General features: G+C 59.9%; 22 protein-coding genes. 13 read left to right on the forward strand and 9 right to left on the reverse strand.

Annotated features, from left to right (window positions below; all coding sequences use genetic code 11):
* The first annotated feature begins 193 nt into the window (after positions 1-193).
* From ACTF58_RS02090 to cobO, 6 genes are all read left to right on the forward strand, one after another.
* Positions 194-1,294, forward strand: coding sequence for an ABC transporter ATP-binding protein (locus tag ACTF58_RS02090; RefSeq protein ID WP_438990302.1), 1,101 nt, complete (start codon positions 194-196; stop codon positions 1,292-1,294).
* Between the two features lie 118 nt (positions 1,295-1,412).
* Positions 1,413-2,516, forward strand: a complete 1,104-nt coding sequence (locus ACTF58_RS02095; protein ID WP_438990303.1) for an extracellular solute-binding protein — start codon at positions 1,413-1,415, stop codon at positions 2,514-2,516.
* A 140-nt stretch (positions 2,517-2,656) separates the two neighbouring features.
* Positions 2,657-4,357 (forward strand): ABC transporter permease, encoded by a 1,701-nt coding sequence (locus ACTF58_RS02100; RefSeq protein WP_438990304.1) that lies wholly within the window; start codon positions 2,657-2,659, stop codon positions 4,355-4,357.
* Positions 4,358-4,362: 5 nt separating this feature from the next.
* Positions 4,363-5,574, forward strand: coding sequence for an ABC transporter permease (locus ACTF58_RS02105; protein ID WP_438990305.1), 1,212 nt, complete (start codon positions 4,363-4,365; stop codon positions 5,572-5,574).
* Positions 5,574-6,359 (forward strand): SDR family oxidoreductase, encoded by a 786-nt coding sequence (locus tag ACTF58_RS02110; protein ID WP_438990306.1) that lies wholly within the window; start codon positions 5,574-5,576, stop codon positions 6,357-6,359. The genes ACTF58_RS02105 and ACTF58_RS02110 overlap by 1 nt, the downstream gene beginning before the upstream one ends.
* Positions 6,360-6,658: 299 nt before the next feature.
* Positions 6,659-7,258 (forward strand): cob(I)yrinic acid a,c-diamide adenosyltransferase, encoded by a 600-nt coding sequence (gene cobO / locus ACTF58_RS02115; protein WP_438990307.1) that lies wholly within the window; start codon positions 6,659-6,661, stop codon positions 7,256-7,258.
* A 112-nt stretch (positions 7,259-7,370) separates the two neighbouring features.
* On the opposite strand, the gene ACTF58_RS02120 is transcribed toward cobO, so the two are convergent.
* Positions 7,371-8,237, reverse strand: a complete 867-nt coding sequence (locus ACTF58_RS02120) for a branched-chain amino acid aminotransferase (protein ID WP_438990308.1) — start codon at positions 8,235-8,237, stop codon at positions 7,371-7,373.
* Positions 8,238-8,391: 154 nt separating this feature from the next.
* Between ACTF58_RS02120 and ACTF58_RS02125 the strand changes: the two genes are divergently transcribed.
* Both ACTF58_RS02125 and ACTF58_RS02130 read left to right on the forward strand, forming a co-directional pair.
* The gene (locus tag ACTF58_RS02125; RefSeq protein ID WP_438990309.1) at positions 8,392-8,910 is read left to right on the forward strand and encodes a MarR family winged helix-turn-helix transcriptional regulator; all 519 of its coding nucleotides are present in this window, start codon (positions 8,392-8,394) and stop codon (positions 8,908-8,910) included.
* Between the two features lie 6 nt (positions 8,911-8,916).
* Positions 8,917-9,618, forward strand: coding sequence for a response regulator (locus ACTF58_RS02130; RefSeq protein WP_438990310.1), 702 nt, complete (start codon positions 8,917-8,919; stop codon positions 9,616-9,618).
* A gap of 47 nt (positions 9,619-9,665) precedes the next feature.
* Here ACTF58_RS02130 and ACTF58_RS02135 read toward each other — a convergent pair whose 3' ends face one another.
* A complete protein-coding gene (locus ACTF58_RS02135) occupies positions 9,666-11,162 on the reverse strand; it encodes a malonate--CoA ligase (RefSeq protein WP_438990311.1) in 1,497 nt (498 codons plus the stop codon).
* A gap of 110 nt (positions 11,163-11,272) precedes the next feature.
* Between ACTF58_RS02135 and ACTF58_RS02140 the strand changes: the two genes are divergently transcribed.
* The 5 genes from ACTF58_RS02140 (at position 11,273) to ACTF58_RS02160 (ending at position 17,785) form a co-directional block, all read left to right on the forward strand.
* Entirely contained in the window at positions 11,273-12,196 is a 924-nt protein-coding gene (locus ACTF58_RS02140; protein WP_438990312.1) for a DMT family transporter, read from the forward strand.
* Positions 12,197-12,205: 9 nt separating this feature from the next.
* A complete protein-coding gene (locus tag ACTF58_RS02145; protein WP_438990313.1) occupies positions 12,206-13,795 on the forward strand; it encodes a 5-guanidino-2-oxopentanoate decarboxylase in 1,590 nt (529 codons plus the stop codon).
* Between the two features lie 16 nt (positions 13,796-13,811).
* On the forward strand, positions 13,812-14,312 hold the full coding sequence (locus tag ACTF58_RS02150) for a 2-dehydro-3-deoxygalactonokinase (protein ID WP_438990314.1): 501 nt from the start codon (positions 13,812-13,814) through the stop codon (positions 14,310-14,312).
* Between the two features lie 65 nt (positions 14,313-14,377).
* Positions 14,378-15,367, forward strand: a complete 990-nt coding sequence (gene deoC, locus ACTF58_RS02155) for a deoxyribose-phosphate aldolase (protein WP_438990315.1) — start codon at positions 14,378-14,380, stop codon at positions 15,365-15,367.
* 69 nt (positions 15,368-15,436) lie between these two features.
* Positions 15,437-17,785 (forward strand): aldehyde dehydrogenase family protein, encoded by a 2,349-nt coding sequence (locus ACTF58_RS02160; protein WP_438990316.1) that lies wholly within the window; start codon positions 15,437-15,439, stop codon positions 17,783-17,785.
* A gap of 226 nt (positions 17,786-18,011) precedes the next feature.
* On the opposite strand, the gene ACTF58_RS02165 is transcribed toward ACTF58_RS02160, so the two are convergent.
* The 7 genes from ACTF58_RS02165 to ACTF58_RS02195 all read right to left on the reverse strand — a co-directional run bounded on the left by ACTF58_RS02165 (position 18,012) and on the right by ACTF58_RS02195 (position 26,542).
* Entirely contained in the window at positions 18,012-19,310 is a 1,299-nt protein-coding gene (locus tag ACTF58_RS02165) for a M16 family metallopeptidase (protein ID WP_438990317.1), read from the reverse strand.
* On the reverse strand, positions 19,307-20,635 hold the full coding sequence (locus tag ACTF58_RS02170) for a M16 family metallopeptidase (RefSeq protein WP_438990318.1): 1,329 nt from the start codon (positions 20,633-20,635) through the stop codon (positions 19,307-19,309). Before ACTF58_RS02170 ends, ACTF58_RS02165 begins: the two co-directional genes overlap by 4 nt.
* Before the next feature lie 96 nt (positions 20,636-20,731).
* Positions 20,732-21,262, reverse strand: a complete 531-nt coding sequence (locus tag ACTF58_RS02175) for a DUF3035 domain-containing protein (protein WP_438990319.1) — start codon at positions 21,260-21,262, stop codon at positions 20,732-20,734.
* 51 nt (positions 21,263-21,313) lie between these two features.
* Positions 21,314-21,793: a signal peptidase II gene (lspA, locus tag ACTF58_RS02180; RefSeq protein ID WP_438990320.1), complete on the reverse strand. Its 480-nt coding sequence runs from the start codon at positions 21,791-21,793 to the stop codon at positions 21,314-21,316.
* Positions 21,794-21,846: 53 nt separating this feature from the next.
* Positions 21,847-23,442, reverse strand: a complete 1,596-nt coding sequence (purH, locus tag ACTF58_RS02185) for a bifunctional phosphoribosylaminoimidazolecarboxamide formyltransferase/IMP cyclohydrolase (RefSeq protein WP_438990321.1) — start codon at positions 23,440-23,442, stop codon at positions 21,847-21,849.
* 16 nt (positions 23,443-23,458) lie between these two features.
* Positions 23,459-25,192, reverse strand: a complete 1,734-nt coding sequence (locus tag ACTF58_RS02190; RefSeq protein WP_438990322.1) for a heparinase II/III family protein — start codon at positions 25,190-25,192, stop codon at positions 23,459-23,461.
* Positions 25,193-25,285: 93 nt separating this feature from the next.
* Positions 25,286-26,542 (reverse strand): RsmB/NOP family class I SAM-dependent RNA methyltransferase, encoded by a 1,257-nt coding sequence (locus ACTF58_RS02195; RefSeq protein WP_438990323.1) that lies wholly within the window; start codon positions 26,540-26,542, stop codon positions 25,286-25,288.
* Positions 26,543-26,589: the final 47 nt, after the last annotated feature.

Below are 26,589 nucleotides of genomic sequence, written 5' to 3' on the forward strand. Positions count from 1 at the left end.
TTGCAACAAAAGGGGCTTAAGAAAAATAAACTGGCGCAAAAGCGGACATTTTGTGCGCTTTCTGACCAATTATCCTGCTCGGAGGCCTCATAAAAAAATTCTTGGTTAGACTGTTGCATGATACCATCGTCATGAGGTTAGATGTAACGCGATAAGTGGTTCAAGCCACAGGAAAACGACGGGGAGCCGATTTTTGGCCAACACGCATAATGAAGATGCGTTCGTAGCGTTCGAACGTGTTCAGAAGAGTTACGACGGCGAGACGCTTGTTGTAAAAGACCTTAATCTGACACTGCCCAAAGGCGAGTTTCTGACAATGCTTGGGCCGTCAGGCTCGGGCAAGACGACTTGCCTTATGATGCTTGCCGGCTTTGAAACCGCGACGCATGGCGAGATCAAGATTGACGGTGTGAGTATCAACAACATTCCGCCGCACAAGCGCGGCATTGGTATGGTGTTTCAGAACTACGCGCTTTTCCCGCATATGACGATTGCCGAGAACCTCGCGTTTCCGCTTGAGGTCCGCAAGATTGGCAAATCCGAGCGTGAAGCCAAAGTGAAGCGTGCTTTGGACATGGTCGAGATGGGCAGCTTTGGCGGGCGCCGTCCGGCGCAGCTTTCGGGCGGTCAGCAGCAGCGTGTTGCTTTGGCGCGGGCGCTTGTGTTTGAGCCCGAGCTTGTGCTTATGGACGAGCCGCTCGGGGCGCTTGATAAGCAGCTTCGGGAGAAGATGCAGTTTGAGATCACCCATCTGGCGCATAACCTCGGGATTACCACTGTTTATGTGACGCATGACCAGACCGAGGCCTTGACAATGTCGGACCGTGTGGCTGTGTTTGATGACGGGCGGATCCAGCAGATTGCGCCGCCGGCGGAGCTATATGAAAACCCGCAGAACAGCTTTGTGGCGCAGTTTATCGGCGAGAATAATACGCTGCATGGCGTGGTGAAGCAGATCAGTGGTGATGCGTGCGTTGTGCAGCTTGACAGCGGCGAAGAGATTGATGCGATGCCTGTCAATGTGAGCAAGGTGGGCGACCGCACGACTGTTTCGATCCGCCCTGAGCGGGTCGAGTTTGACAAGACGCGCTTGAAGAAGGGGGCGCATACGCTGAAGGCGGAAGTGCTCGAATTCATTTATATGGGTGACATTTTCCGCACGCGGCTTCGTGTGGCGGGGAACGACGAGTTCATCATCAAGTCACGCAACGCGCCCGACCAGACGCGTTTGCAACCGGGTCAGCAGATTGAAATCGGCTGGCTGCCGCAAGACTGCCGCGCGCTTGATGCGTAACGCAGCCTGAGAATATCGCGTGCCCCTTTGTTGGGGCGCGTTGATTGAATGTGGTTTGGCTGAAAGCCCAAAAGGCCTCTCCACAAAAGTTAAAACGGGCAACAACGGGAGAATACGAATGAAATTCACCAAGACACTTATGGCGACAACAGCATTGACAATGGTTGCTGGCGTTTCCGGTGCGGCGGATATGGCTGACGAAATGACCATCGTGTCATGGGGCGGCGCTTATACTGACTCGCAAATGAACGCGTATCACAAGCCTTACATGGAAAAGACCGGCGTCAACATCATCAGCGATGACAGCTCAGCCGAAGCGGTCGCCAAGCTGCGTGCCATGAACGAAGCCAACAACATCACATGGGATGTGGTTGACGTTGTTGCGTCGGACGCCATGCGCCTCTGCGACGAAGGCCTCGCGCTGGAAATCGACTTTGACAATATGCTCGCGCCAGCGCCTGATGGAACACCTGCCAGCGAAGACTTCGGCGACCTTTTGGTCAGCGATTGCTTCATTCCGCAGATCGTTTACTCGACAACATTCGGCTATCGCACAGACATGGTCGGCGACACAGCGCCAACAAGCGTTTGCGATATCTTTGATCTGGAAGCCTACCCAGGCAAGCGCTCGCTTCAGAAGCGCCCAATCGACAACATGGAATGGGCTCTCTATTGCGACGGCGTTGCAAAGGACGCGATCTATGACGTTCTGGGCACAGACGAAGGCGTAGAGCAGGCGCTTGCCAAGCTCGACACCATCAAATCAAACGTTGTCTGGTGGACAGCGGGCGCGGAAACACCACAGCTTCTCGCCGATGGCGAAGTAGTGTTCGGCTCCACGTTCAACGGCCGTCTCTTCTCGGCGATTGCCGAGCAAAACCAGCCGATTGGTATGCTCTGGGATATGCAGTCATTTGACCTTGACGGTTGGATCATCCCAGCGGGTCTTTCGCCCGAGCGTCAGGCACGTGCTTTGGACTATGTCTATTTTGCGACAGACACACAGCGCCTTGCTGACCAAGCGAAATACATCTCCTACGGCCCTGCGCGTAAGTCTTCTGCGCCGCTCGTAGGCAAGCACGCAACGCTCGGTATCGAAATGGCACCACATATGCCAACAGACCCAGCCAACGCGGCAAACGTTCACCTCTATGACTACAGCTGGTGGGCAGACAACCGTGACGATCTGGACGCGAAATTCCAAGCTTGGCTTGCGAAATAAGCGATGAGTTTGAGGGGGGCCTTTGCGGGCCTCCCTCTTCCTTCACGTTTTGTATGCGGCCCGCAGCGGGCCATATTCAAAACGCATGAGGCAAAAAGACCTTAAACGCGATCAACGACCGATACCAAACGGGGACAAACATGAGCCAGACAAAGACAAACGGGCCAGTGCTGGCCGCAGACGGCACGCCGCTCAAAAAGAGCCTGGCGCGGGCGCTCAGGGTTGAAAAAACCCGCGCGCTCATGCTGATTGCGCCGCTGCTTATTTTTGTGCTGATCTCATTTATCATTCCGATTGTGTCCATGCTGTTTCGCTCTGTGGACAACCGCATTGTGGACAACACGATTCCTTATACTGTGGCCGAGCTTGCCAAATGGCAGCCCGAAGGCGAGGCGCTTCCGCCTGAGTCTCTGTTTGAGGCGCTTTATTATGATATGTTTCTCGCCGCGGAGGCGAAGCAACACACGCGCCTTGGCTCGCGGTTTAACTATGAGGAAAGCGGGTTTTCATCGCTGTTCCGTAAGTCGGGCCGTGCGCTTGACGACCTTGGCAAAGACTATCTCAAAGAGCTGAAAGCTGTGGACCGAAGCTGGGGCGACGCGGATGTCTGGTATGACTTGATGTCGGGAGGCGAGGGCGCCACGCGCGACACCGCTTTTGCCGAGGCGGTTGTGGGCCGTATTTCACGGCTTGAATCAACCACGCTGAATGCAGCCAACGGCTTTGCGCCTTCGGCCGAGATTGTGGCGCTTTTGCCCAAGACGGCAGAGGCTTATACCACATTTGCGAATTTCACATGGCTTGTGGACGAAGCCAGCCGCCGCCCGGGAGAAGAGCCTTATTCGGCAGAGGAGCTGGCGGGCGACAAGCCTTGGGAGTCTGTCTATCCTGCTTTGATACAGGATCTGCAAACCGCTGATGTCAGCGCTTATGCAGGGCCACAGGCCGATAAGCTTCGGGCGCTGGCCGAGGCCAAGAGCGCCTTTGCGCCACCCGTGTTTAAGTCCACTTTCGCCGAGATCGACAAAGATTGGGCGGATGCCGAGACATGGCAGATCATGAAGGCGCATTCTGTGAAATACACCAACGGGTATTTCCTCAATGCTGTGGATATGAAGCGCACGCCTGATGGCGCGCAGATACAGGACGAAGACAAGCGCGTGCTGCTCAAGCTGTTTGGGCGGACGATGTGGATGTCGCTTGTGATTACGTCCATGTGTGTTTTGCTTGGCTATCCTGTGGCGTGGATTTTGGCGAACTTGCCTGCGCGCTCGGCCAACTTGCTGATGATCCTTGTGCTCCTGCCGTTCTGGACCTCGCTGCTTGTGCGGACCTCGGCTTGGAAAGTGATGCTGCAACAGCAGGGTGTCATCAACGACGTCTTGGTCTGGCTCGGCTTTTTGGCGGACGATGATCGGCTTATCATTATCAACAACGCGACCGGCACGATCATTGCGATGACGCATATCTTGCTGCCGTTCATGATTTTGCCGATGTATTCGGTGATGCAGACGATCCAGCCGACCTATCTGCGCGCGGCCAAGAGCCTTGGTGCGACCAACTGGACGGCCTTCTGGCGGGTCTATTTCCCGCAGTCTATTCCGGGGATCGGGGCTGGCTCTATTCTCGTGTTTATTCTGGCGATTGGTTACTACATCACGCCCGAGATTGTTGGCGGCAACAAAGGCGTCTTTATCTCGAACCGGATCGCCTATCACATTTCGACATCGCTTAACTGGGGACTCGCGGCTGCACTCGGCTCGATCCTTCTCGGAGCGGTACTCATTCTTTATTGGGCCTACGACAAGATCGTTGGCATCGACAACGTGAAACTGGGGTAAAGACCATGGCAGCACTCACTCCTATTTCTCGCAAACCATTCTGGCTTGTTGCACTGATCACTGGCGGATTTGGCGCCTTCTTCGGACTCTTCTTTGGCACGGCGAACGGCTCTGGCCCTATGGGTGTCTTGATCGGTGCGGCGCTCATGATCGGGCTGGCGTTTGTCTATATCGCTTTGATTCGAAACGAACGCCTTGGCCGCGGCATGACATTTGTTGCGGGCGGTGTTCTTGGCTTTGCGGCGGGGGGGATTCCTCTTGCGGTGATCGGCGGCTTGCTGGGCGCTGTGGCGGGCTGGTTGATTTATTGGGCTTATGAGGGGCGCTACCGCTCCTATATTGCGCCTTATCTGACGTGGTATCAGGTGCTTTGGCACTATGGTTTCCGTGTGATTTGCGGGATCATCTTTATCTTCCTGATCACGCCGATCCTTGTTGTTCTGCCGCTGTCGTTCAATGCGCAGAACTTCTTTACCTTTACGCCAGAGATGCTGCGGTTTGATCCTGCGGGCTATTCTCTCAAGCATTATCAGGACTTTTTCAGCAACAACGAATGGCAGCGCAGCTTTAAGAACTCGCTGATCATTGCGCCGATTGCGACGGTTATTTCTGTGACGCTGGGCACGCTGGCGGCGATCGGGCTTTCGCAATCACACGTGCCGGGGCGGCGCGCGATTATGGCGATTATGATCTCGCCGATGATTGTTCCGCTGATCATTTCGGCGACGGGGATGTTCTTTTTCTACAGCCAGATCGGCAACTGGATGGAAGGCACGCTCGGGCTGGACAAGAACCTTGTTGGTTATATCAAAGTGATCCTTGCGCACGCTGTTTTGGGCATTCCGTTTGTGATCATCACGGTCACTGCGACTTTGGTGGGCTTTGACCGCTCGCTGACCCGCGCGGCGGCCAATATGGGCGCTGACCCTGTGACCACATTCTTTCGCGTGCAGATGCCGCTGATTTTGCCAGGTGTGATCTCGGGCGGTTTGTTTGCCTTTATCACGAGCTTTGACGAAGTCGTTGTTGTGCTCTTTGTTGGCTCGGCGAGCCAGAAGACGCTGCCGTGGCAGATGTTTACGGGTCTGCGCGAGCAGATCAGCCCGACGATCCTTGCGGTGGCGACGATTTTGGTTGTGATCTCGATTGCGCTCCTGACCACGCTTGAACTTCTTCGCCGCCGGTCTGAAAGGCTGCGGGGGATGTCGCCTGGCTGATGCGGATTGAGGGCAAGATTGCTGTTGTCACAGGCGCGGCCAAGGGCATTGGCGCGGCCCTTGTCAGCGCGCTAAAAGACAGAGGGGCGGTCCATGTGGCCGCCCTTGATCTGTCTGACGCAGTGCGATCTGTGGGGGCGGATAGCAGCTATATTTGCGATGTGTCAGACGCCGCAGCGCTTCGAGGCGCGATTGAACAGATCGAAGCCACGGCGGGGCCGATTGATCTTTTTTGCTCCAATGCAGGCGTTCTGGGCGCGCTCACCTTTGACAATGCGGCGGGCGCTGCGGCGCAAGAGTGGCAGCGCGCTTGGGATGTCAATGTGATGGCGCATATTCATGCGGCGGCTGTCCTTATCCCCCTGATGCGAGCGCGAGGTGGGGGATATTTCCTCCAGACGGCCTCGGCGGCAGGGCTGCTGAGCCAGATTGGCAGTGCGTCCTACTCCACCACAAAACACGCGGCGATCGGCTTTGCGGAAAATCTTGCAATCAGCCATCGCGACGAGGGGATCAGAGTTTCGGTGCTCTGCCCTCAGGGGGTGGACACGGATATGATCCGTGGTGCGCAAGACCACCCTGCCGCATTGGACGGGGTTTTGAGCGCAGAAGCTGTGGCACGCGCGGCGCTTGACGGGGTTGAGGCGGAGCGCTTTTTGATTTTGCCGCACCCGAAGGTGGCGGGATATCTTCGCGCCAAAGTAGACGATTATGACCGCTGGATCGGCGGGATGGCCAAGCTTCAGCGCAGCTTTACGGGCGCTCGCTCAGAGCAGACATTGTAACCTGCGGGGGCGCTGTCAGGCTTGCTATGGTGTTTGGGGTCATGACGCCGAGCTGACGGGTCAAGGCCGCAGAGAGCAGCAAGAGACAGGCGACCCAAAGCGCGAAGCCTCGCCTAATCTGTTTTGGGGGAGGGTGTTTTTCTTTCAAAGGCAGAGCCTCCTTGCAGGGTCAGACACCTGAGAAGCGTGTCAGGGAACTCTGACAAAATGATGCCTAGATTATGATGTTTGCGTGCTCATTTGGCTGGAAACACTGCGCTGTTTCTGCGCTTCTGTCGGGGACAGAAGAGGATGAGCGAATGACAGATGCAGAAGACTACCGCGCCAAAATGAAAGATGTTCAGGCGGCGCATCAGGCCAAACAAAAGGAGCTGAGAGACCCCGAGAAGGGGCTTGTTCTTGTTCATACGGGCAATGGCAAGGGCAAGAGTAGCTCGGCGTTTGGCGTGATCACCCGTGCGCTTGGCTGGAAGCAGCGGGTTGGCGTGGTTCAGTTTGTCAAAGGCAAATGGATCACGGGGGAGAAGCAGTTTTTTGACCGTCTTGGTGGCGTCGACTGGCATATGATGGGCGAGGGTTTCACTTGGGACAGCCAGGACCGCGCCCGTGATATTGCCGCAGCGGAAGCGGCGCTGGCTCAGGCACGCCAGATGATGGAGAGCGGGGAATATGATCTGATTGTGCTTGATGAGATCAATATTTCGCTGCGGTATGATCAGATCGCTGTTGCGCCTGTGATTGCGGCGCTGGAGGCGCGCAGCCCCAAGACAGGCGTGATCCTGACGGGGCGGAACGCGCCACAGGAGATTGTTGATTATGCCGATTTGGTAACTGTTATGGAGGAGGTCAAGCACCCCTATAAAGCAGGGATCAAGGCGCAACGCGGGGTGGACTACTGATTTCGAATTGCGCTGTGCGCAATCCGAGTGATGCGAGGGGGATTTGCCCCCTCGCGCTCCCCCAGGATATTTTTTGAAAGAAAAAGAGCCTGAGGGGGCGGGCGTGTCTGGCTTAGCTGCGCACGAGGGCGTCGTAGGCTTCGGCGATTTCGCGGGTGAGCGCGCCGACCTCGAAGGTATACTCCCCGATCTGACCCACGGGGGTGACTTCGGCGGCGGAGCCTGTGAGCCAGCATTGCTCAAAATCGGCCAGCTCTTCGGGCATGATGTGGCGGACGTGAACTTTTATGCCGCGCTCTTCCAGCATCTTGATCACGGTCTGGCGGGTGAGGCCGTTCAGGATCGCGTCCGGGTCGGGCGTGTGGACTTCGCCGTCTTTGACGAAGAAGATATTGGCGCCTGTCGCTTCGGCCACATAGCCGCGATAGTCCATGAAGAGCGCATCGGAGCAGCCTTTGGCCTCGGCGGCGTGTTTGGACATGGTGCAGATCATGTAGAGACCTGCGGCTTTGGCCGAGGTTGGAATGGTTTCTGGCGAGGGGCGCTTCCATTTGGCGATGTCGAGTTTTGCGCCTTTGAATTTGGCGTCGCCATAATAGCTGCCCCATTCCCATGCGACCACGGCCATGCGGACCGCGTTGCGCGCGGCTGAGACGCCCATGTCTTCGCCCGCACCACGCCATGCGACAACGCGCACGTAAGCGTCTGTCAGGCCGTTGGCCTCGAGCACGGCGCGTTTGGCGGCTTCGATTTCATCAATCGAATAGGGGATTTTCATATCCATCAGCTCGCCTGATTTGTGCAGGCGTTCGGAATGTTTGCGCGACAGAAAAACTTTGCCGTTGTAGCAGCGCTCGCCTTCAAAGACGGAGCTGGCGTAGTGCAAAGCATGGGTCAGGACATGGACATTGGCATCGCGCCATTCGACGAGTTTGCCGTCCATCCAGATTTTGCCGTCACGATCATCATAGCCTGACATTTTGGTCTCCTCCGCGCGTCAGTTTAAGAATGTTGCGCATGAAACGTCCGAAGCGGACATAAAGTTGCGCAAAAACTGAGAATCGCTACCATTCGTGCCTTGGAATGTCAACAAAGCTGACTTAAAATTGGACGGCAAGAGAAAGAGAGTGATCATGAGTGAACCTATCAGCGGCGAAGGCTTGTTGTTTTTGACAGATGAGCAATTGCAACAAGGGATCGAGGGGATGTTCTTTGCATACCGTGGATTTACCGCCGATCCTGACCGCATTTTGGAGGAATTGAACCGCGATCGGGACCAGAATTATGGCCGCGCCCACCACCGCGCTGTGCATTTTGTGGCGCGTGCGCCGGGGACGACTGTGAAAAATCTGCTGGAAATACTTGGGGTTACGAAACAATCACTGAACCGTGTCTTGCGAACTTTGATGGAGGATGGCCTTGTGGTGAGCAAGGTGGGCGGGAGCGACCGCCGCGAGCGGCATCTGTATCTGACCGAGGCGGGTCAGGCGCTTGAGCGGCAGCTGTCGGAAGTCCAGCGGGCGCGAATGCGGGACGCTTACCGCGCGGCAGGGCCAGAGGCTGTGCGCGGATTTCGCCAAGTGCTTGAGGCGATGATGGACAAAGAGATGGGCCGAAAATACGGCGCATTGAGAGATAAGGCCGAGGGATAAGAGTGAATGAATGATGTCGACGCGCACCTTCTGATTGTGGATGATGACGAACGGATCAGGATGCTTTTGCAGAAGTTTCTGGTGCGGGCGGGGTTTCTGGTTTCGGGGGCGCGAGATGCGGCCCATGCGCGGCGGCTTTTGGCGGGGCTGGATTTTGACCTGATCGTGATGGATGTGATGATGCCCGGGGAGACCGGAATCGACCTGACGCGGTCGGTGCGGGAGAGCTCGCAGGTTCCGATTTTGCTTTTGACGGCGCGGGGCGAGACGGAAGACCGCATTGTCGGGCTTGAGGCTGGTGCGGATGATTATCTTGCCAAGCCGTTTGAACCCAAAGAGCTTTTGCTCAGGATCAACGCTATTTTGCGGCGCGTGCCTGAGGGTGTGGCAGCGGACGTGCGGCCCAAGGTTTTTGGGCTGGGGGCGCTTCGATATGATATTGAGCGCGGTGAGCTTTGGGAGGGGGAAGACCCTGTGCGGCTTACGGCGACGGAAAACCAGCTGATGAAAATTTTTTCGGCGGCGCTGGGGGAGGCGATCAGCCGTTCGGCGCTTGTGGAGGAGCTGGGCCGCGACCGCGGGCAGGCGCAGGAGCGCGCGATTGATGTTCAGATCACACGTTTGCGGCGCAAGATCGAGCGCGATCCGAAGCAGCCCCGCTATTTGCAGACGGTGCGCGGGGCGGGGTATATGCTTTCGCCTGATTGAGGGGCGAATGCCCTTCGGGCAAGCCGACCCGCATGGGGGCTTGCGCTTTAGGTGAAGAGGTTTGCGTAGGTGTCGCGCAGCGCTTTTTTCTGGACTTTGCCCATGGTGTTGCGGGGCAGCTCTGGCAAGAGAAGGATCTGTTTGGGCTGTTTGAACTTTGCGAGCTTTTCGGTGGCGACGGCTTTGACGGCCTCGGCTGTCAGGGCGGGGTTTGAGGGCACCACGACGGCAACCACGGCTTCGCCGAAGTCGGGGTGCGGCAGGCCGATCACCGCGCTTTCAAGGACGCCATCTATGTCGTCAATCAGGCTTTCGAGCTCTTTGGGGTAAACATTGAAGCCGCCTGTGATGATCAGGTCTTTGCCGCGACCGACGATAGAAACATAGCCGTCGGCGTCGATCTGACCGAGATCGCCTGTGATAAACCAGCCGTCGGGGCGCAGCTCTTCGGCGGTTTTTTCGGGCATTTGCCAATAGCCTTTGAAGACATTGGGGCCGCGCACCTCGATTGTTCCGATGTCACCTTGGGCGACGTCTTGGGCGTTGTCCATGATGCGCAGCTCAACGCCGGGGAGGGGCATTCCGACCGTTCCGGGACGGCGGGCGCCGTCATAGGGGTTTGAGGTGTTCATGTTGGTTTCTGTCATGCCATAGCGCTCGAGGATGGTGTGGCCTGTGCGGGCCTGCCATTGTTCGTGGGTGTCGACCAGCATGGGGGCGGAACCAGAGACGAAGAGGCGCATTGTGGCGCAGAGCTGGGGCGTGAGCCGTGCGTCTTGCAGAAGGCGGGTGTAGAAGGTTGGCACGCCCATGAGGCTGGTTGCTGTGGGCAGGGCGGCAATGATCTGATCGGGGGAGAAACTCTTTAAAAAATGCAGCGTTGCACCAGAGACAAGCGCGATATTGGTCGCGACAAAGAGACCGTGGGTGTGAAAAATCGGCAGCGCGTGGATAAGCACATCTTCGGAGGTAAAGCGCCAGTGCTCCTTGAGCGCGGCGGCGTTGGAGTAGAGGTTGTCGTGGCTCAGCATTGCGCCTTTTGAGCGGCCCGTTGTGCCCGAGGTGTAAAGGATGGCCGCGAGGTCATCTGCGCTGCGCGCCACGGGCGTGATGACGGCCTCTGTGAGGGCGGCAGTGAGCGAGCCTTGGCCGTTTTTGTCGAGGGTAAAGACATGGGCGGCATTGGCGAGGGGCACAATTTCGGCTTCGCGCGCGGGATCGCAGACCACGATTGCGGGCGCGGCATCGGTCAGAAAATAGCTCAATTCACTTGCGGTATAGGCCGTGTTGAGCGGCAGAAAAATCCCGCCTGCGGCGACCGTGGCGAGGTATAGCTCGATGGCTGTCAGGGATTTTTCGACCTGAACGGCGACGCGATCGCCGGGCTTGAGGCCAGCGTTTTGCAAGACAGCGGCGAGGCGCAGCGCGTTATTCAGGGTTGTGCCAAAGCTTTGCGCGTCGGTGTCGGGTTGTGTGGCAAAGGCTTTGTTCGGGGTGGACGCGCCGAACGCTGTGAGGCGGGAGAAGAGATAGTTGTCTGACATGGGGGCCCTCAAAATTGTGGCCTAATCCTGCGGGCTTGGTGGCGAGAGCGCAAGAGAGGAATTGACCTTGGCCAAACTGCGCGCGATGGTCGCGCCAAAAGGAGGGTCGCATGAACCCACTCAAAGGCATTGCTCTCAAAATTTGTTCGGTGATTACCTTCATCACGATGGCCTCACTGATCAAGGCGACGGCCCAGCACGTGCCTGCGGGGCAGGCTGTTTTCTTTCGCTCGGTTTTTGCCTTGCCGGTGATTTTGGCATGGGTCGCTCTGCGGGGAAATTTGCGCACGGGGCTTAAGGCGGCTTCGCCTATGGGGCATTTCTGGCGCGGGTTTGTGGGCACGGCGGCTATGGGGCTTGGCTTTGCTGGGCTTGGTCTTTTGCCGCTGCCTGAAGTGACGGCAATCGGCTATGCCGCGCCGCTGCTTACTGTTATTTTGGCGGCGATGTTTCTGGGCGAGCAGGTTCGCCTGTTTCGGCTGGCGGCTGTGGCGCTTGGGATGCTTGGCGTCCTGATTGTATTGGGGCCACGGCTTAGCGCGTTTTCGGGCGACCATGTCGAAAAGACAGCCGCTTTGGGCGCGATGCTTGTTTTGACGGGCGCGCTCTGTGCGGCGCTGGCGCAGATTTATATTCGCAAGCTTGTTCAGAGCGAGCAGACCTCGGCGATTGTGTTTTACTTCTCGGTGACGGCGGCTTTGCTTTCGCTTTTGACACTGCCGTTTGGCTGGGTTGTGCCGACGGGGCGGGAGGCGGCGCTTTTGATTATGGCGGGCTTGCTTGGCGGGATGGGGCAGATCTTTTTGACCTCGGCTTACCGCTTTGCGCCTGCCTCGGTTGTTGCGCCGTTTGATTATGCGTCGATGCTGTTTGCGATTGTGTTCGGGATGGTCTTTTTCAACGAAATTCCCGATATGCGCACAATCGGCGGCGCGGCTCTTGTTATTTTGGCAGGTGTCATCATTATCTGGCGGGAACACCAGCTTGGGCTGGAACGGGGCCGTGCGCGGCGCGGAATGACACCACAAGGGTAGGAGACCGAGATGCCAACAGTTGGAGAAGCGCTTGTCGAGCGGCTGAAAGCGCATGGGGTGAGCCATGTGTTTGGCATTCCGGGGGTGCATACTGTGGAGCTTTATCGCGGGCTGGCAAGCTCGGGGATTGCGCATATTACGCCGCGCCACGAGCAGGGCGCAGGCTTTATGGCCGATGGCTATGCGCGCGCTTCGGGCAAGCCTGGGGTTGCCTTTGTTATCACGGGGCCAGGGCTGACCAATACGTTGACCGCTATGGCGCAGGCGCGCGCGGATTCTGTGCCGATGCTTGTCGTGTCGGGGGTGAACAAGACCCATACGCTTGGCAAGGGGCTTGGCTGTTTGCATGAGCTGCCAGACCAGCTGGCGCTGTCAAAAACAGTCTCTATCAGGGCCGAACAAATAGAAGATGCGGCGGGGCTGATGCCTGCGATTGATGCGGCGTTTGCGGGGATGTCTGGCGCACGGGGCGGGCCTTATCATATCGAAATTCCGATTGATGTGGCCAAGCATGACCATGGCAAAGTGAACAAAGCGCCTGATCTGCCTGCGCCTTTGGCGGCGGATCAGGGCCAGATTAATGAGCTTGCGGCGGAGCTTATGGCGGCCAAGCGGGTCGTGATCCTTGCGGGCGGTGGGGCCAAACGGGCCGAGGCGGCGCTTGGGCAGCTTGCGGAGAAGCTTGATGCGCCTGTGGTGCTTACGGTGAATGCGCGGGGGATGATGCACAAGCATCCGCTCTGTATTCCTGCCAGCCCGAGCTTGAAGGCCGTGCGCGCAGCGATTGCCGAGGCGGATATGGTTTTGGCTGTGGGGACAGAATTTGGCCCGACGGATTATGATATGTATGCGATTGGCGAGATGCCGTCGATGAAGCGGTTGGCGCGGATTGATATTTGTGAACACCAGCTGGCGCGGCATGAGGCCGAGATGCGCGTTAAGGCCGATGCGGGCCTCGCACTTGAGGCGCTTCTTGGGCAGGTGGGCGACAAGCCGATTGCCGACGGCGCGGCGCGGGCCGAGGCGGCGCGCGCAGGCGCTTGGGCCGAGCTGAGCGATGATTATCGTCTGATGTGTGGATTGCTGGATGTGATCCGCGACGCGCGGCCTGGCGCTCTGGTTGTGGGCGACAGCACCCAGCCTGTCTATGCGGGCAACCTCTATTATGATCATGACGCTGCGGGCGGCTGGTTCAATGCGGCGACGGGCTTTGGCGCGCTGGGCTATGCGATCCCTGCGGGGATAGGCGCCCAGTTTGCGCAGCCTGAGCGGCCTGTGGTTGTGATTGCGGGCGACGGGGGCGCGCAGTTTAGCTTGCCCGAGCTGATGACAGCGGCGCAGGAGAAGCTGCCCATGACCTTCATTATCTGGAACAACGGCGGCTATGGCGAGATCGAGTTGACCATGGAAAACGCGGGGATTGATGTTGTCGGATGTGATCCGAAACCGCCCTTGTTTGAGCATATCGCGGCGAGCTGTGGAATGCCTTATGCGCGGGTTGCGGCGGAGCCTCGTGCGCTGGCCGAAGCGCTTGTGCCGAAGGCAGGGCAGAGCGGGCCTGTTATGATCGAGATTGACGCGCCGTTTATTGCGAGCTGAGGGGTTAGATTTGGCGATGTTGGAGACGGTTCCCGCAAAAGCTGCGCCAGACAACGGCGTCTGGTGTGACCTTCATCAGGCGCGCCCGCGCGGGCTTTTGCCCGAAGCGGAGCGCAGGCGTGTTGCGGCTTTTGTGAGCACTGTGCCCGAGTGGGGCGGGGTTGTTTTGGTCGTGGGGGATGTCAGCCATTGGGTTCAGGTTTCGGCGGGCGAAATTGTGAGCTTTCAATCGTTTTTGACGGGCCGCTTGGCGGCGGCTTTGGGCGCAGAAGCTGCGCCTGATGAGACGGCGCTCGCCGACGCGATGAGCCAGCCTGAGCGGCTCGCGGGGATGTTGCGCAGCGCCGAGGTTTCGGGCGAAAGCGGCGTGGCACTTGGCGCTTTGATCGGGGCCGAGCTGGCGGCGACGCGGGCCTTCTGGCTTGGGGCGGACGTTCGTTTGATCGGAGAGGGCCGCTTGGGCGAAGCCTACGAAACGGCCTTGCGGGCGCAGGCGGCCTGGGTCACGCGGGCGTAAGGTCAGCGCTTGCCTTTGCGGCGGGCGCGTGAGACGTTTTGACCGAGGCCAAAGAGGGCGACGGAATGAACGTTATTGACCAAGACAAACAGGCACTGCTGCCCCAGACAACCGAGCCGCGCAATGCGGGGATTCCGCTTGATCTGGACTGGGTGGCGCGGGTGCAAGCGAACACCTCGGCGATCGAGCGGCGCGCCAGCACGCTCGGCACGCGGCGCTCTGTGAAAAAGGCGCATCAGGCCGCGTGGCTCTTGAAGGCGATCACGTGTATCGACCTCACCACGCTTGCAGGCGACGACACGGCGGGCCGCGTGGCACGGCTTTGCGCCAAGGCGCGACGCCCTGTGCGCGAGGACATTATGGACGCGCTTGGCATGGGGCCGATCACTGTGGGCGCGGTCTGCGTTTACCACGATATGATCGCCCCTGCGGCTGAGGCTCTGGCGGGCAGCGGTATCCCGATTGCGGCTGTGAGCACGGGCTTTCCTGCGGGGCTGTCGCCGTTTCATTTGCGTGTCAAAGAGATTGAAGAGAGCGTAAAGGCCGGCGCGAGCGAGATTGATATTGTGATCTCCCGACGCCACGTTCTGACGCAGAACTGGCAGGCGCTTTACGACGAGATGCGCGCGTTTCGCGCCGCCTGCGGGGACGCCCATGTGAAAGCCATTCTGGCGACAGGAGAGCTTGGATCGCTGCGCAATGTGGCGCGGGCCAGCCTTGTTTGCATGATGGCGGGTGCGGATTTTATCAAGACCTCGACGGGCAAGGAAAGCGTCAATGCGACCCTGCCTGTGAGCCTCGTGATGATCCGCGCGTTACGGGACTATGAGGCGGCCACGGGCTTTCGGATTGGCTATAAGCCTGCGGGCGGGATCAGCAAGGCCAAGGACAGCTTGGTCTATCTTTCGATGATGAAAGAAGAGCTGGGCGACCGCTGGCTTCAGCCTGATCTTTTCCGCTTTGGGGCCTCAAGTCTTCTGGGCGATATCGAGCGGCAATTGGAACATTATGTGACGGGGGCCTATTCGGCGTCATACCGTCATGCGGCGGGGTGAGACGCGGAGAAAAATCGTTTCAGTGGAACGATTTAGCGTCGAACGGGCGAAGCCCAGAGGAATGGAAACATGACAGTTAAAGAGATTTTCGAGAGCATGGACTATGGCGAAGCGCCCGAGAGCGCGGCGGAGGCCTTTGCCTGGATCACTGACAATGGCGCAGCGTTTGGGCACTTTATCGACGGGGCGTTTACCGCACCGCGCGAGGGCTTTTTGAGCCGCAACCCTGCCAATGGCGAGACGCTGGCGACGCTCACGCAGGGCAGTTCTGACGAGGTTGATTTGGCCGTTCAAGTGGCGCGCAAAGCCCAGCCGAAATGGGAGAAGCTTGGCGGCCATGGGCGGGCGCGGGTGCTCTATGCGATTGCCCGTCTGGTGCAAAAACACAGCCGCCTTTTTGCGGTTTTGGAGACGCTCGATAACGGCAAGCCGATCAGGGAAAGCCGCGACATCGACATCCCTCTCGTGCAGCGGCATTTTTACTATCATGCGGGCATGGCGCAGCTGATGGACAGCGAGCTGCCTGACGCCGAGGCGCTGGGCGTTTGCGGGCAGATTATTCCGTGGAACTTCCCCCTTTTGATGCTGGCGTGGAAAGTCGCGCCTGCGATTGCTATGGGCAATACTGTGGTTTTGAAGCCTGCGGAATATACCTCGCTGACGGCTCTCTTGTTTGCTGACATTTGCCGTCAGGCGGGTGTTCCCAAGGGCGTTGTCAACATTGTCACGGGCGATGGCGCTGTGGGCGAGATGATCGTAAAGCACAATGATATCAATAAGATCGCCTTTACCGGCTCTACCGAAGTGGGCCGCAAAATCCGCGAGGCCACGGCAGGAAGCGGCAAGGCGCTGACGCTCGAGCTGGGGGGGAAATCGCCTTACATTGTGTTTGATGATGCCGACCTTGATTCAGCGGTTGAGGGGCTTGTCGATGCGATCTGGTTTAACCAAGGGCAGGTTTGTTGTGCGGGCTCGCGGCTTCTGGTGCAGGAGGGTATTGCAGACACGTTCTATGCAAAGCTCAAGGCACGGATGGCTAAGCTGCGTGTTGGTTCGCCGATGGATAAATCTGTGGACGTTGGGGCGATTGTGGATCCTGCGCAGCTTAGGTCGATCACAGATATGATCGCGGCCAATGATGAAGGGGAGCTTTACGCGGCGCCCGTTGATTTGCCTGTGGAGGGGAGCTTCTATCCACCGACGCTGATCACGGGGCTTTCGCCCAGTGCGACGCTGATGCAGGAGGAGATATTCGGGCCTGTTCTGGTGGCCACGACCTTCCGCACGCCTGAGGAGGCTGTGAGCCTTGCCAACAACACGCGCTACGGGCTTGCGGCGAGCGTCTGGAGCGAGAATGTGAACCTTGCTCTCAGCATTGCGCCTAAACTTGCGGCGGGGGTTGTCTGGGTCAATGCGACCAACCTGTTTGACGCGGCGGCCGGCTTTGGCGGGGTCCGCGAAAGCGGCTTTGGGCGCGAGGGCGGCTGGGAAGGCTTGCGGGCCTACACGAAGCCCAAGGGCAAGGCGAAGCGGCTCGCCCAGACTGCGCCGAACGCGGGGAAAGGCGGGCTTGCCACAGGGGCGCTGGACCGCACCGAAAAGCTCTATATCGGTGGCAAACAGACGCGCCCTGACGGGGGCTATAGCCGCGAGATTTTTGCCAGGAGTGGCGCGCTTGTCTCGCAAGCGCCGATTGCGGGCCGCAAGGATATCCGCAACGCTGTCGAGGCGGCGCGGGGCGCTGCGGGCTGGAGCAAAACCACGGGCGCTTTGCGTGCGCAGATCCTTTATTTTATGGCGGAAAACCTTGAAGCGCGGGGCGCGGAACTGGCCCGCCGCATTGACGCAATGCGCGGCGGCAAGAGCGGCGCGAAAGAGGTTGAAGCCGCTGTGGCGCGGCTGTTTTCCTATGCCGCTTGGGCGGATAAATATGACGGCGCAGTGAAGGGTGTTCCGCTGCGCGGGGTGGCGCTTGCGATGAACGAGCCGCTGGGTGTGATTGGTGCGTTTTGTGACGATGCGCTGCCGCTTTTGGGGCTTGTCTCTGTGATGGGGCCAGCGCTGGCGATGGGCAATCGCGCGGTGCTTGTGGTGAGCGAAGCCTACCCGCTGGAGGCGCTTGATATGATGCAAATACTGGAGACATCCGATGTGCCCGCGGGAGTTGTGAACCTGCTCAGTGGCAGCCACGCCGAGCTTGCGAAACCGCTCGCGGGGCATATGGATGTGGACGGGGTCTGGAGCTTTTCGAGCTGTGATATTTCGCGCGAGATCGAGTGCGAAAGCGGCACCAATTTGAAGCGCACATGGGTCAATAACGGGCAGGCGCGCGACTGGTTTGGCGCGGCGGGTGAGGGGCGCGAATTTCTGGCGCAGGCGAGTGATGTGAAGACTGTCTGGGTGCCTTACGGGGAGTGAGAGGAGCGGTGGGTTAACACCCACCCTACGCAGCGTTCCGCAGAGTTAACGGCGCGGAGCGGACTGATTCTAGGGGGTGATAAGCGTGCACCATGCGTGCACCCTCTGTGCACCGGCCAGATGGGATTTGGTTAACAGGAATTAAGATAACGCAGCGCGCGGTCGGCTTGGCGGGCGCTGTGTTTGGATATTTAGAGCAAAAAGAAAGAGCAAAGGGGGCTGTGCCTCAGAGGCCCTTGGGCTGTCCGACGACTGTGAAGCTGAGCTGCTCCGGCTTGAGGTAATCGCGGGCGACGCGGTTGATTTGCTCGAGTGTGACAGCGTTCACGCGGTCATTGCGGGTGGCGATATAGTCGGTTCCCATGTCTTCTATCTGCATTCCGACGAGAATGTCGGCGATCGGGCCGTTGCCGTCAAAGCGCAAAGGGTAGGCCCCTGTGAGATAGAGCTTGGCGTCTTTGAGTTCTTTTTCTGTGACGCCTTCGGTTTGCATCCGCGCCCATTCGGCTTTGATCACTTCCATCGCCTCATGGATACGGTTGTTGGCGGATTGGACCGAGCCGAGCCAGACATCGGCGCCGTCTTTGCCAACGAGATAGGAATAGACGCCATAGGTGAGGCCGCGCTTTTCACGGACCTCTTGCATGAGGCGGCTTTCAAACCCGCCGCCGCCGAGCACGACATTGAGCAGGTAGGCAGCGAAATAGTCGGGGTGATCAAAGGGGATGCCGGGCTGGCCGAACATGGCGACAGACTGGGGCGTCTCAAACGGGATCACCACGGTTTGGCCATCAAAGGCGGGGGCGGCGACGGGCGGAAGCGGCGCGCCTGTTTCGGGGAGATCGGCGAGCAGCGTGTCGAGAACGGGGCCAAGCTCTTGGCGCGAAATATCGCCAACGACGCTGATATAGAGCCTGTCGCGCGCCACTGTGGAGCGGAAGGCGGCGAGGATATCCTCGCGGGTGAGGGCTGTGACGCTGTCGAGCGTGCCGCTTTTGTCAGAGCCGTAGGGATGGGCGCCGTAGACGCGCAGATCAAAGGCCTGACGGGCCATGGCGTTTGGATCTTTTTCGTCAGAGCGGATGCCTGAGACGACTTGGGCGCGGACGCGGTCTACGGCGTCCTGGTCAAAGCGGGGGGCGGTCAGGGACTCGCGCAGAAGCGCGAGGGCTTCGGCGCGGTTTTCCGACAAAAACCGGGCCGAAACGGAGAGCGTGTCATCAGAGACGCTATAGGAAAACGAGGCGGCGAGGCCGTCGCGGGCCTTGGCAAAGGCGCGGGCATCAAGGCTGCCTGCGCCTTCTTCGATCAGAGCGGTCATGAGATTGACGGCGCCGCGTTTGCCTTCGGCATCCAGCGAAGCGCCGCCTTTGAAGCGCAGCTCAAGGGCCACAAAGGGGATCGAGGTTTCTTCAACGTGCCAGACCGTGAGGCCAGAGTCTGTTTTGAAGGCGTCAATGGTGACGCCTGCGGCGGCGGGCAGGGCGAGCGCGAGGCCAAGGACTGCGGCGAGGATCGCTTTCATGAGGCGTCTCCTTTTTCTTTCATCAGGTAGCCTGTCACCGAGCGGTCCAGATTGAAGACGGATTTGGCGGCGGCGATGATCTCGTCGGGGGTGATCGAGGCGAGGACCTCGGGCCAGTCGTGCACGTCGGCGACTGTGAGGCCGCTGGCGAGGGCGCTGCCGTAATCATTGGCAAGGCTGTTTACGTTGTCGCGGGCATAGATCTGGGCGGCGCGGATCTGCATTTTGATACGCGCGAGCGCCTCTGTGTCGATCGGCTTGGCGAGGAAGCTCTCTATGGCCTCGTCCATGGCGGCTTCGGCTTCGGGGAGTGTGACGCCGTCGGCAGGCACGACGAGGACAGTGAAGTCGGTGTCATCCAGCGATTCGCCGTTGTAAAAAGCGGCGGTGTAGACGGCCTTCTGGCTCTCGAATTGGAGCCGCTCGGCGAAGTAGCTTGTGGTTCCGCCGCCGAGAAGCTCGGCGAGGAGTGTGAGGGCTGCGGCTTCGCGCTGCGCGCCTGCGTCGCGCTCGGGGGCGAGGTAGCTGCGGCTCACGTAGGGCTGGGCGACGCGGGCATCGCGGAAAATCATGCGGCGCTCGGCAGTTTGGGGCGGCTCGGCGGGGCGGGCGCGCTCTGAAAGCTCGGGATTAGGCTCTAACACACCGTAATATTGCTCGGCGAGGGCGCGCACAGCCTCGGGCGTAACATCGCCTGCGACGACGAGAATGGCGTTATTTGGAGCATAGAAACGCTTGTAATAGGCGAGAGCGGCGTCAAGATCGAGTGTGACCATCTCGTGACGCCAGCCGATCACGGGGACGCCGTAGCGGTGATTGAGATATTGCGCGGCGTTCTTTTGCTCGCGAAAGAGCGCGCCGGGGCTGTTTTCAATGCGCTGGTTGCGCTCTTCAATGATCACTTCGCGCTCTGTGAGAATGTCCTCCTCGGAGAGGCGGACATTGACCATACGGTCGCTTTCAAGGCGCATCATCAGTTCGAGCCTGTCGGCGGCGACGCGCTGGAAATAGGCGGTGTAGTCATAGCTTGTGAAGGCGTTGTCTGTGCCGCCGTTGCGCGCGACTGTGGCCGAAAGCTCGCCGGGCGCGAGGGTGTCTGTGCCTTTGAAGAGGAGATGTTCAAGGAAGTGGGCGACACCCGACGTTCCGGGCCATTCGTCGGCGGAGCCGGCGCGATACCAGACCATATGGGTGACCACAGGGGCGCGGCTGTCTTGGATCACCACAACATCCATGCCGTTGTCGAGCGTGAAGCTTGTTACGGCGTCGCGGATGTCGGCCTTGGCGGGGGCGGCAAGGGCGAGGCTTAGCAAGAGGGCGCGCATGGGGTCACTCCTAAAAATTTACTGGAAAAGATAGGCGCTTTGGGCGGCGCATCAAGCGCAGTGGTGAAAGCTGACGCAGATGTGAAAGGCTGGTGCTCACTCGCCGCGAGGCGGGGCGGCGGGCGTCTGAACACCTGTGCGGCGGAAGCGATACCATTCGCCATAAGGCTCAAGCGTCTGGCGCTCGTAGGCTTGGGCGTAGCGGTCTGTTTTGAAGAGGCGAATTTTGGTGAAGCGCGATTTGCGGCTGCGGAAAGCTTCGTCTTCGGTGGCCAGTGTTGTGCGGATATCGGGGCTGTTGCCGTTGCGCGCGGCATGGCTCACGAGCGCAGTTTCTGACGCAGGCACGCCCGCAGCGGTGAGGCTGGCTGCCTTGCCGCCAAGCGCGGCGATGCCTTCGGCAACAGGATTGCGATCGGTCAGGTTGGATTGGCCCGGGGTGGGCGCAGGCAGCGCCGTATAATCGGCGGGCGCCTCAAGCGGACGGCTGGGCAGGATGCTGAATTCGTCGGGGCCTTCGCCCGGCTTGTCGAGCTGGCGCATGGAAATGTCGCGCTCCTGCCCGACAGAACAGGCCGACAGGCCCAGCGAGGCAATCAGAACAAACAAAAGATGTGGCACGCGCATCACGCATCTCCGATTAGGGTGATCCTGTCTTACCCCGTTTTTCAGGCGAGGTCACGAGGGGTTTTGCTCTGTTTCGTTTGAGGTGAAAAGCACAAGGCCGACGGCCCCGATAAACACCGCGATGTCGGCGATATTGAAGGAAAACGGGTTGTTAAAGCCGCAGCAGGACATATTGAGAAAATCTGCCACCGCGCCGTAAATGACCCTGTCGATCACATTGCCCAAGGCCCCGCCGATCAAGAGACCCGCTGAAATGCGGCCTGCGGTGCCCGGGTCTTCACGCGAAATCCACCAAAAGACGGCGGCAGAAATGATCAGTGCGACAGTGATCAGAACCCAGCGTGTCAGGTTGTTGTCTTCGGCGAAGAGGCCGAAATTGACGCCGTAGTTCCACGCCATGCGCAGGTTGAGGAAGGGCGGGTAGACGTCAATCGAGAGCTTTTGGGCCAGATTGAGCCAATGCACCACGAAATATTTGCTGATCTGGTCGGCCACAAACGTGAGTAGCGCGACCCAAAACATAATGCGCATTGCGCCCTCCTGCCCAAGAGCGTTTTTCGCTCTGTTTTATTGCGTCCTGCCTTCTAGTGCCTGAAATGGCGCATACCGGTCAAGACCATTGCCAAGCCAGCTTCGTCTGCGGCTTTGATGACATCGTCGTCGCGCATCGAACCGCCCGGCTGGATGACTGCTGTTGCGCCAGCCTCTGCGGCGGCGAGAAGGCCGTCTGCGAAGGGGAAGAAGGCATCAGAGGCGACAACCGAGCCTTGCGCGAGGCTTTGCGGCAGGCCGCAGTCTTGGGCCATGCGCGCGGCTTTGAGCGCGGCGATTGTCGAGCTGTCTACGCGGCTCATCTGGCCTGCGCCTACGCCGACGGTTGCGCGGTCTTTGACATAGACAATTGCGTTTGATTTCACGTGTTTGGCCACTGTCCATGCAAAGAGCATATCGGCCAGCTCGGCCTCTGTGGGGGCGCGTTTTGTGACGATTTTGAGGTCATCAAGGGTGATGTGGCCTGTGTCTTTGTCCTGCACGAGCAGCCCGCCTGCGACCTGACGATAGGAGAGCTGGGGCGCGCGCGGATCGGCCAGAGCGCCTGTGGTGAGCAGGCGCAGGTTTTTCTTTGCGGCGAAGATTTCGCGGGCCTCAGGGGTGGCATCGGGGGCGATCACAACTTCTGTGAAGATGTTGCAAATTTCTGACGCTGTCGCGGCGTCAAGTGTGCCGTTGAGGGCGATGATGCCGCCGAAAGCGGAGGTGCGATCGCAATCAAAGGCGCGGGTGTAGGCCTCGATCAGCGTATCGCCACGGGCCACGCCGCAGGGGTTGGCGTGTTTGATGATCGCGACGGCGGGGCCGTCTTCGGGGGCGAATTCGCTGACCAATTCAAAGGCGGCGTCTGTGTCGTTGATGTTGTTGTAGCTCAGCTCTTTGCCTTGGTGCTGGGTCGCTGTGGCGACGCCTGCGCGCGAAGATCCGTCTTTGTAAAAAGCAGCCTGCTGATGCGGGTTTTCGCCGTAGCGGAGCGTTTGCGCGAGCGTGCCTGCAATGGCGCGGCGGCGGGGGGTCTCCTCGCCGATGGAGCCTGCCATCCATGTTGAGACGGCGGCATCATAGGCGCCGGTGCGGGCATAGGCGATCTGGGCGTGGCGCTGGCGAAAGGCATAGCTTGTCTGGCCATCATTGGCGTCAAGCTCGGTCAGAAGCGCAGAATAGTCTTCGACATCGACAATGGTTGTCACGAAGCTGTGGTTCTTGGCGGCGGCGCGGATCATGGCGGGGCCGCCGATGTCGATATTTTCGATCATTTCGTCATAGTCGGCGCCACGGGCGAGCGCGGCTTCAAAGGGGTAGAGATTGACCACCAAGAGATCAATCGCGCCAATGCCGTGGGCTGTCATGGCGTCAACGTGGCTTGGAGTGTCGCGCAGGGCGAGGAGGCCGCCGTGGACCATCGGGTGAAGCGTTTTGACCCGGCCATCCATCATTTCAGGGAAGCCTGTGATCTCGGCGACATCTTTCACATCAAGGCCCGCGTCGCGCAGGGTTTTGGCGCTGCCGCCTGTGGAGAGCAGCTCGACACCGCGTGCGGCGAGGGCTGTGGCCAGCTCGACGAGCCCCGTTTTGTCGGAGACAGAGAGAAGCGCGCGGCGGAGCGGGGCGAGAGCGGGAGACGTCATGTGGCAGCAGTCCTAACTAGAGTTCTAATTCGTCGCGCTGGACATCGCGGATGGCGATGGCGCTGTCATGCGCCTTGGCCAGCGACCAGCGGATGCGCGTGGCATACTCCATTGCGCGGGCAGATAGAACGACTTGTTTCGTCGCACGTGGCTTGAGGCGACCTCTTTCGAGATAAACGCTCGGCTCAAGGCTCAGTTCGGCGTTTGGCTCGCAGCGCAGAATCCAGATTTCGCCACTGCGCAGGGCCAGAGAAATGGCCGCGCCGCCCATATCAATGGCGGCGTCAACTTCTGGGTGAAGATGAAAGCGGATCTGGAACAGCAGCCCCGCATCGACGCCACGGGCGAGGGCTTTTTGAAACGTGGCTTTGTCGGCCTCCTCAACGGCAAAGAGCATATCCTCGCCCGCGAGGCCGCGGCCATCGCTTGTCAGCTCGAGCGTGCGGGCGTGGGTCAGCCCGTGGGGGCGCAGCCAGCCGTCATGCCCGCCCTGAAAGCGCAGCCCGTCGGGCGCGGAGCTGATTTCAACGGGCACATGGCTTGGCCCTGAAGAGATCAGTTCAGTTCCGTCGCGGGCCGGGTTTGTGAGGCGGGAGGAGGAGACACCCTCGATACAGAGGGCGCTGTGAGAGGGGGTGGCGCGGCCCGCGCGGCGCCAGTCGGCCCCGAAGCAGGCGCCAGAGCCGCAGCTGACAATGAGCGGGCGGCGGCCTGATGTCAGCTCGAACGCCAGTGTGGAGGCGTGGGCATTGTGGCTGGCGCGGCCTTGCGGGGGCAGGGCGGCATCAATCAGCACGCTGGTGCGGCCTGCGGAAAGCCGCGCGTAGCCCATTGACAGCCCCTCGGGCGCGCTGGCTTTGACGCCAGAGGCGGCGAGGGCGTGCTCAAGGCGTCCCTCGACGCCTTTGCCGCCGCCGTGAAAGCGGGCGAGGCCACCATCGGCATGGCGCAGGCTGCGCAGGGTGGGGGCGATGCGCAGAAGCGCTGTTTCATGTTCTGGTGTGACGGGGTGGCCTGTTTCGCGCAGGGCGAGGGCGGACCATGACAAGAGCGTGAAAACCTCTAAGAGCTCTTCAGGGTTGCGGGTGGGCAGGCCGCCCATGCTGTCAATCTGGCTGGCGCATTCGCGCGAGAGGGCCTTTTGCGCGGGGGCGACAAAGCGCTCCATGCCCTCAAGGGAGAGCGCGGCATAGAGCAGGCCCGAGAGCGCCTCAAACCGCGCCACACCAGGGCGGGCGGCGTGCCAGCGCTTGCCAAGAAAGCGGGTCTGATGCGCGAGGGAGCGAAAGAAAAGATCGGACTGCTCCTTTTCGCGGTTCTGGAGCAGAAAGAAGCCGTGATTGATCCAACGGATGAGGCGGCGGCCTGTGAGATCGGGCGTCCAGCCTGCGCCTTGGCCGCGCCCGTAGCGCTCCATCCATTGCCAGACCCATGTCTGCGCCGCCTGACGCGCGGAGGCATCGCCAACGGCGGCCAGATCATCGAGCCATGCGAACCCTTGAGTTTCGGCGCGAAATTCGGTGCTGGCTTGGGGCAGATCCCAGAACTCGAGGCGCGCGCCAGAGAGGAGCTGCCCTGCAAAGAGGTAATTGCCAGCGACGAGCTGCTTGCCACGGGCGTAAAGCCCAATGGTGCGTGGCTCGGGCGAGGAGACAAAGGCTGTGGGCACCGCCGAAAAGGCGCCTGAACGCGCGGCGATCTTGTTGAACATTCGCGCGAAAAATGCGCTGAGCGGATCTTGTTTTAACATACTACACTGCCTCTTGCGCTCTTGCGGCGACTTGAGAGGCCAGCTTACACCGCAAGCGCCCCTCGGTCACCAAACAAATGCGGGCAGGGTGAATTAGGCGCGGTTGAGCACGGCCATGTAGAAGCCGTCCATGCCGCCGATATCGTCAAAATAATCGGGGCGCAGGCGCAACCCGCCCTCTTCTGTGATCCATGCAGGATCGACCCCGTCGCGGGCGAGCACGGATGTATCGGCTGTGAATTCGGGGTGCATATCGAGGAACTCTTCGACCTGCACCTCGCCCTCGTCGGGCAGAAGCGAGCAGGTGCAAAACACTAGACGGCCACCGCTTTTGACGAGGCCTGCGGCATGGGCGAGCATCTGGGCCTGAAGCTCGATCAGCGCGCCGAACTCTTCGCCTGTTTTGGCATGGGGCAAGTCGGGGTGACGGCGGATTGTGCCTGTGGCCGAGCAGGGCGCATCGAGCAGGACGGCGTCATATGTGCCCTCATGGGTGAGTGCGTCTTCACAGAGGAGCGTGGCGGAAAGCTTGGTGCGCGTCAGGTTTTCGCGCACGCGGGCGAGGCGGCTTTCGGAGGCGTCGAGCGCTGTGACGGTTGCGCCAGTGCTTGCAAGCTGCATGGTTTTGCCGCCCGGAGCGCAGCACATATCCAGCACGCTCTCGCCTGCTTTGGCGTTGAGCAGAGCCGCGGGGAGCGCGGCGGCCGTGTCTTGCACCCACCAGTCGCCCGCCTCAAAGCCTGCGAGCGCTGTGACTTGCCCAGCCTCAGCGAGGCGCACTGAGCCAAAGGGGGTCAGCGTGCCACCGAGCGTGTCGGCCCATGCGGTGGCGCCCGATTTGACGGAAATATCAAGTGGCGCGCCCGCGAGATGGGCTTTTTCGATCTGGCCCATGATCTCGGAGGAATAAGCCTCTGTCAGGGGGCCGCGCAGCCATTTGGGCAGGCGGGGGGCGCGCAGGATCTTGATCTTTTCGGGGGCCTCAGCTGCGACTTTGCGCAGCACCGCGTTTGCGAGGCCTTTCATGGCGCCGTATTTCTTGTGTTTGCTCAGGAGCGCCACGGCCTCATTGACGACGCCATGGGCATCGCCGCCTTGGGCCAGTTCGAGTGTGGCGAGGCGCAGAAGGTTCATCACATAGGGGGCTGGCTCTTTGCGCAGGTGCGGCTTGAGAAGCTTGTCGGCGCGCTCAAGGTTGCGCAGGGTCTCGTTTGCGAGGCGCAGGGCGCGCGCCTTTGAGGGGGCATCCAGCCCTTCGAGCGCGCGCAGGGCGGCAGGCTCGGACATAAGGCGGCCTTCGGTGAGCACCTGATTGAGCATGGACAGCGCGGCTTGGCGAGGGGTTGGCATTGGGCATCCTTGGCATTGGGTTGTTTGGGGCATATATCAGGGCGAGC

The sequence above is a fragment of the Lentibacter sp. genome, from assembly GCF_965657785.1.
Lineage (GTDB): Bacteria > Pseudomonadota > Alphaproteobacteria > Rhodobacterales > Rhodobacteraceae > Lentibacter.

Coding starts and splice junctions, on each gene's coding strand:
- ACTF58_RS02095 (WP_438990303.1), top strand. CDS start 1,413: ATGAAATTCACCAAGACACTTATGGCGACAACAGCATTGACAATGGTT.
- ACTF58_RS02100 (WP_438990304.1), top strand. CDS start 2,657: ATGAGCCAGACAAAGACAAACGGGCCAGTGCTGGCCGCAGACGGCACG.
- ACTF58_RS02105 (WP_438990305.1), top strand. CDS start 4,363: ATGGCAGCACTCACTCCTATTTCTCGCAAACCATTCTGGCTTGTTGCA.
- ACTF58_RS02110 (WP_438990306.1), top strand. CDS start 5,574: ATGCGGATTGAGGGCAAGATTGCTGTTGTCACAGGCGCGGCCAAGGGC.
- cobO (WP_438990307.1), top strand. CDS start 6,659: ATGACAGATGCAGAAGACTACCGCGCCAAAATGAAAGATGTTCAGGCG.
- ACTF58_RS02120 (WP_438990308.1), bottom strand. CDS start 8,237: ATGTCAGGCTATGATGATCGTGACGGCAAAATCTGGATGGACGGCAAA.
- ACTF58_RS02125 (WP_438990309.1), top strand. CDS start 8,392: ATGAGTGAACCTATCAGCGGCGAAGGCTTGTTGTTTTTGACAGATGAG.
- ACTF58_RS02130 (WP_438990310.1), top strand. CDS start 8,917: ATGAATGATGTCGACGCGCACCTTCTGATTGTGGATGATGACGAACGG.
- ACTF58_RS02135 (WP_438990311.1), bottom strand. CDS start 11,162: ATGTCAGACAACTATCTCTTCTCCCGCCTCACAGCGTTCGGCGCGTCC.
- ACTF58_RS02140 (WP_438990312.1), top strand. CDS start 11,273: ATGAACCCACTCAAAGGCATTGCTCTCAAAATTTGTTCGGTGATTACC.
- ACTF58_RS02145 (WP_438990313.1), top strand. CDS start 12,206: ATGCCAACAGTTGGAGAAGCGCTTGTCGAGCGGCTGAAAGCGCATGGG.
- ACTF58_RS02150 (WP_438990314.1), top strand. CDS start 13,812: ATGTTGGAGACGGTTCCCGCAAAAGCTGCGCCAGACAACGGCGTCTGG.
- deoC (WP_438990315.1), top strand. CDS start 14,378: ATGAACGTTATTGACCAAGACAAACAGGCACTGCTGCCCCAGACAACC.
- ACTF58_RS02160 (WP_438990316.1), top strand. CDS start 15,437: ATGACAGTTAAAGAGATTTTCGAGAGCATGGACTATGGCGAAGCGCCC.
- ACTF58_RS02165 (WP_438990317.1), bottom strand. CDS start 19,310: ATGAAAGCGATCCTCGCCGCAGTCCTTGGCCTCGCGCTCGCCCTGCCC.
- ACTF58_RS02170 (WP_438990318.1), bottom strand. CDS start 20,635: ATGCGCGCCCTCTTGCTAAGCCTCGCCCTTGCCGCCCCCGCCAAGGCC.
- ACTF58_RS02175 (WP_438990319.1), bottom strand. CDS start 21,262: ATGCGCGTGCCACATCTTTTGTTTGTTCTGATTGCCTCGCTGGGCCTG.
- lspA (WP_438990320.1), bottom strand. CDS start 21,793: ATGCGCATTATGTTTTGGGTCGCGCTACTCACGTTTGTGGCCGACCAG.
- purH (WP_438990321.1), bottom strand. CDS start 23,442: ATGACGTCTCCCGCTCTCGCCCCGCTCCGCCGCGCGCTTCTCTCTGTC.
- ACTF58_RS02190 (WP_438990322.1), bottom strand. CDS start 25,192: ATGTTAAAACAAGATCCGCTCAGCGCATTTTTCGCGCGAATGTTCAAC.
- ACTF58_RS02195 (WP_438990323.1), bottom strand. CDS start 26,542: ATGCCAACCCCTCGCCAAGCCGCGCTGTCCATGCTCAATCAGGTGCTC.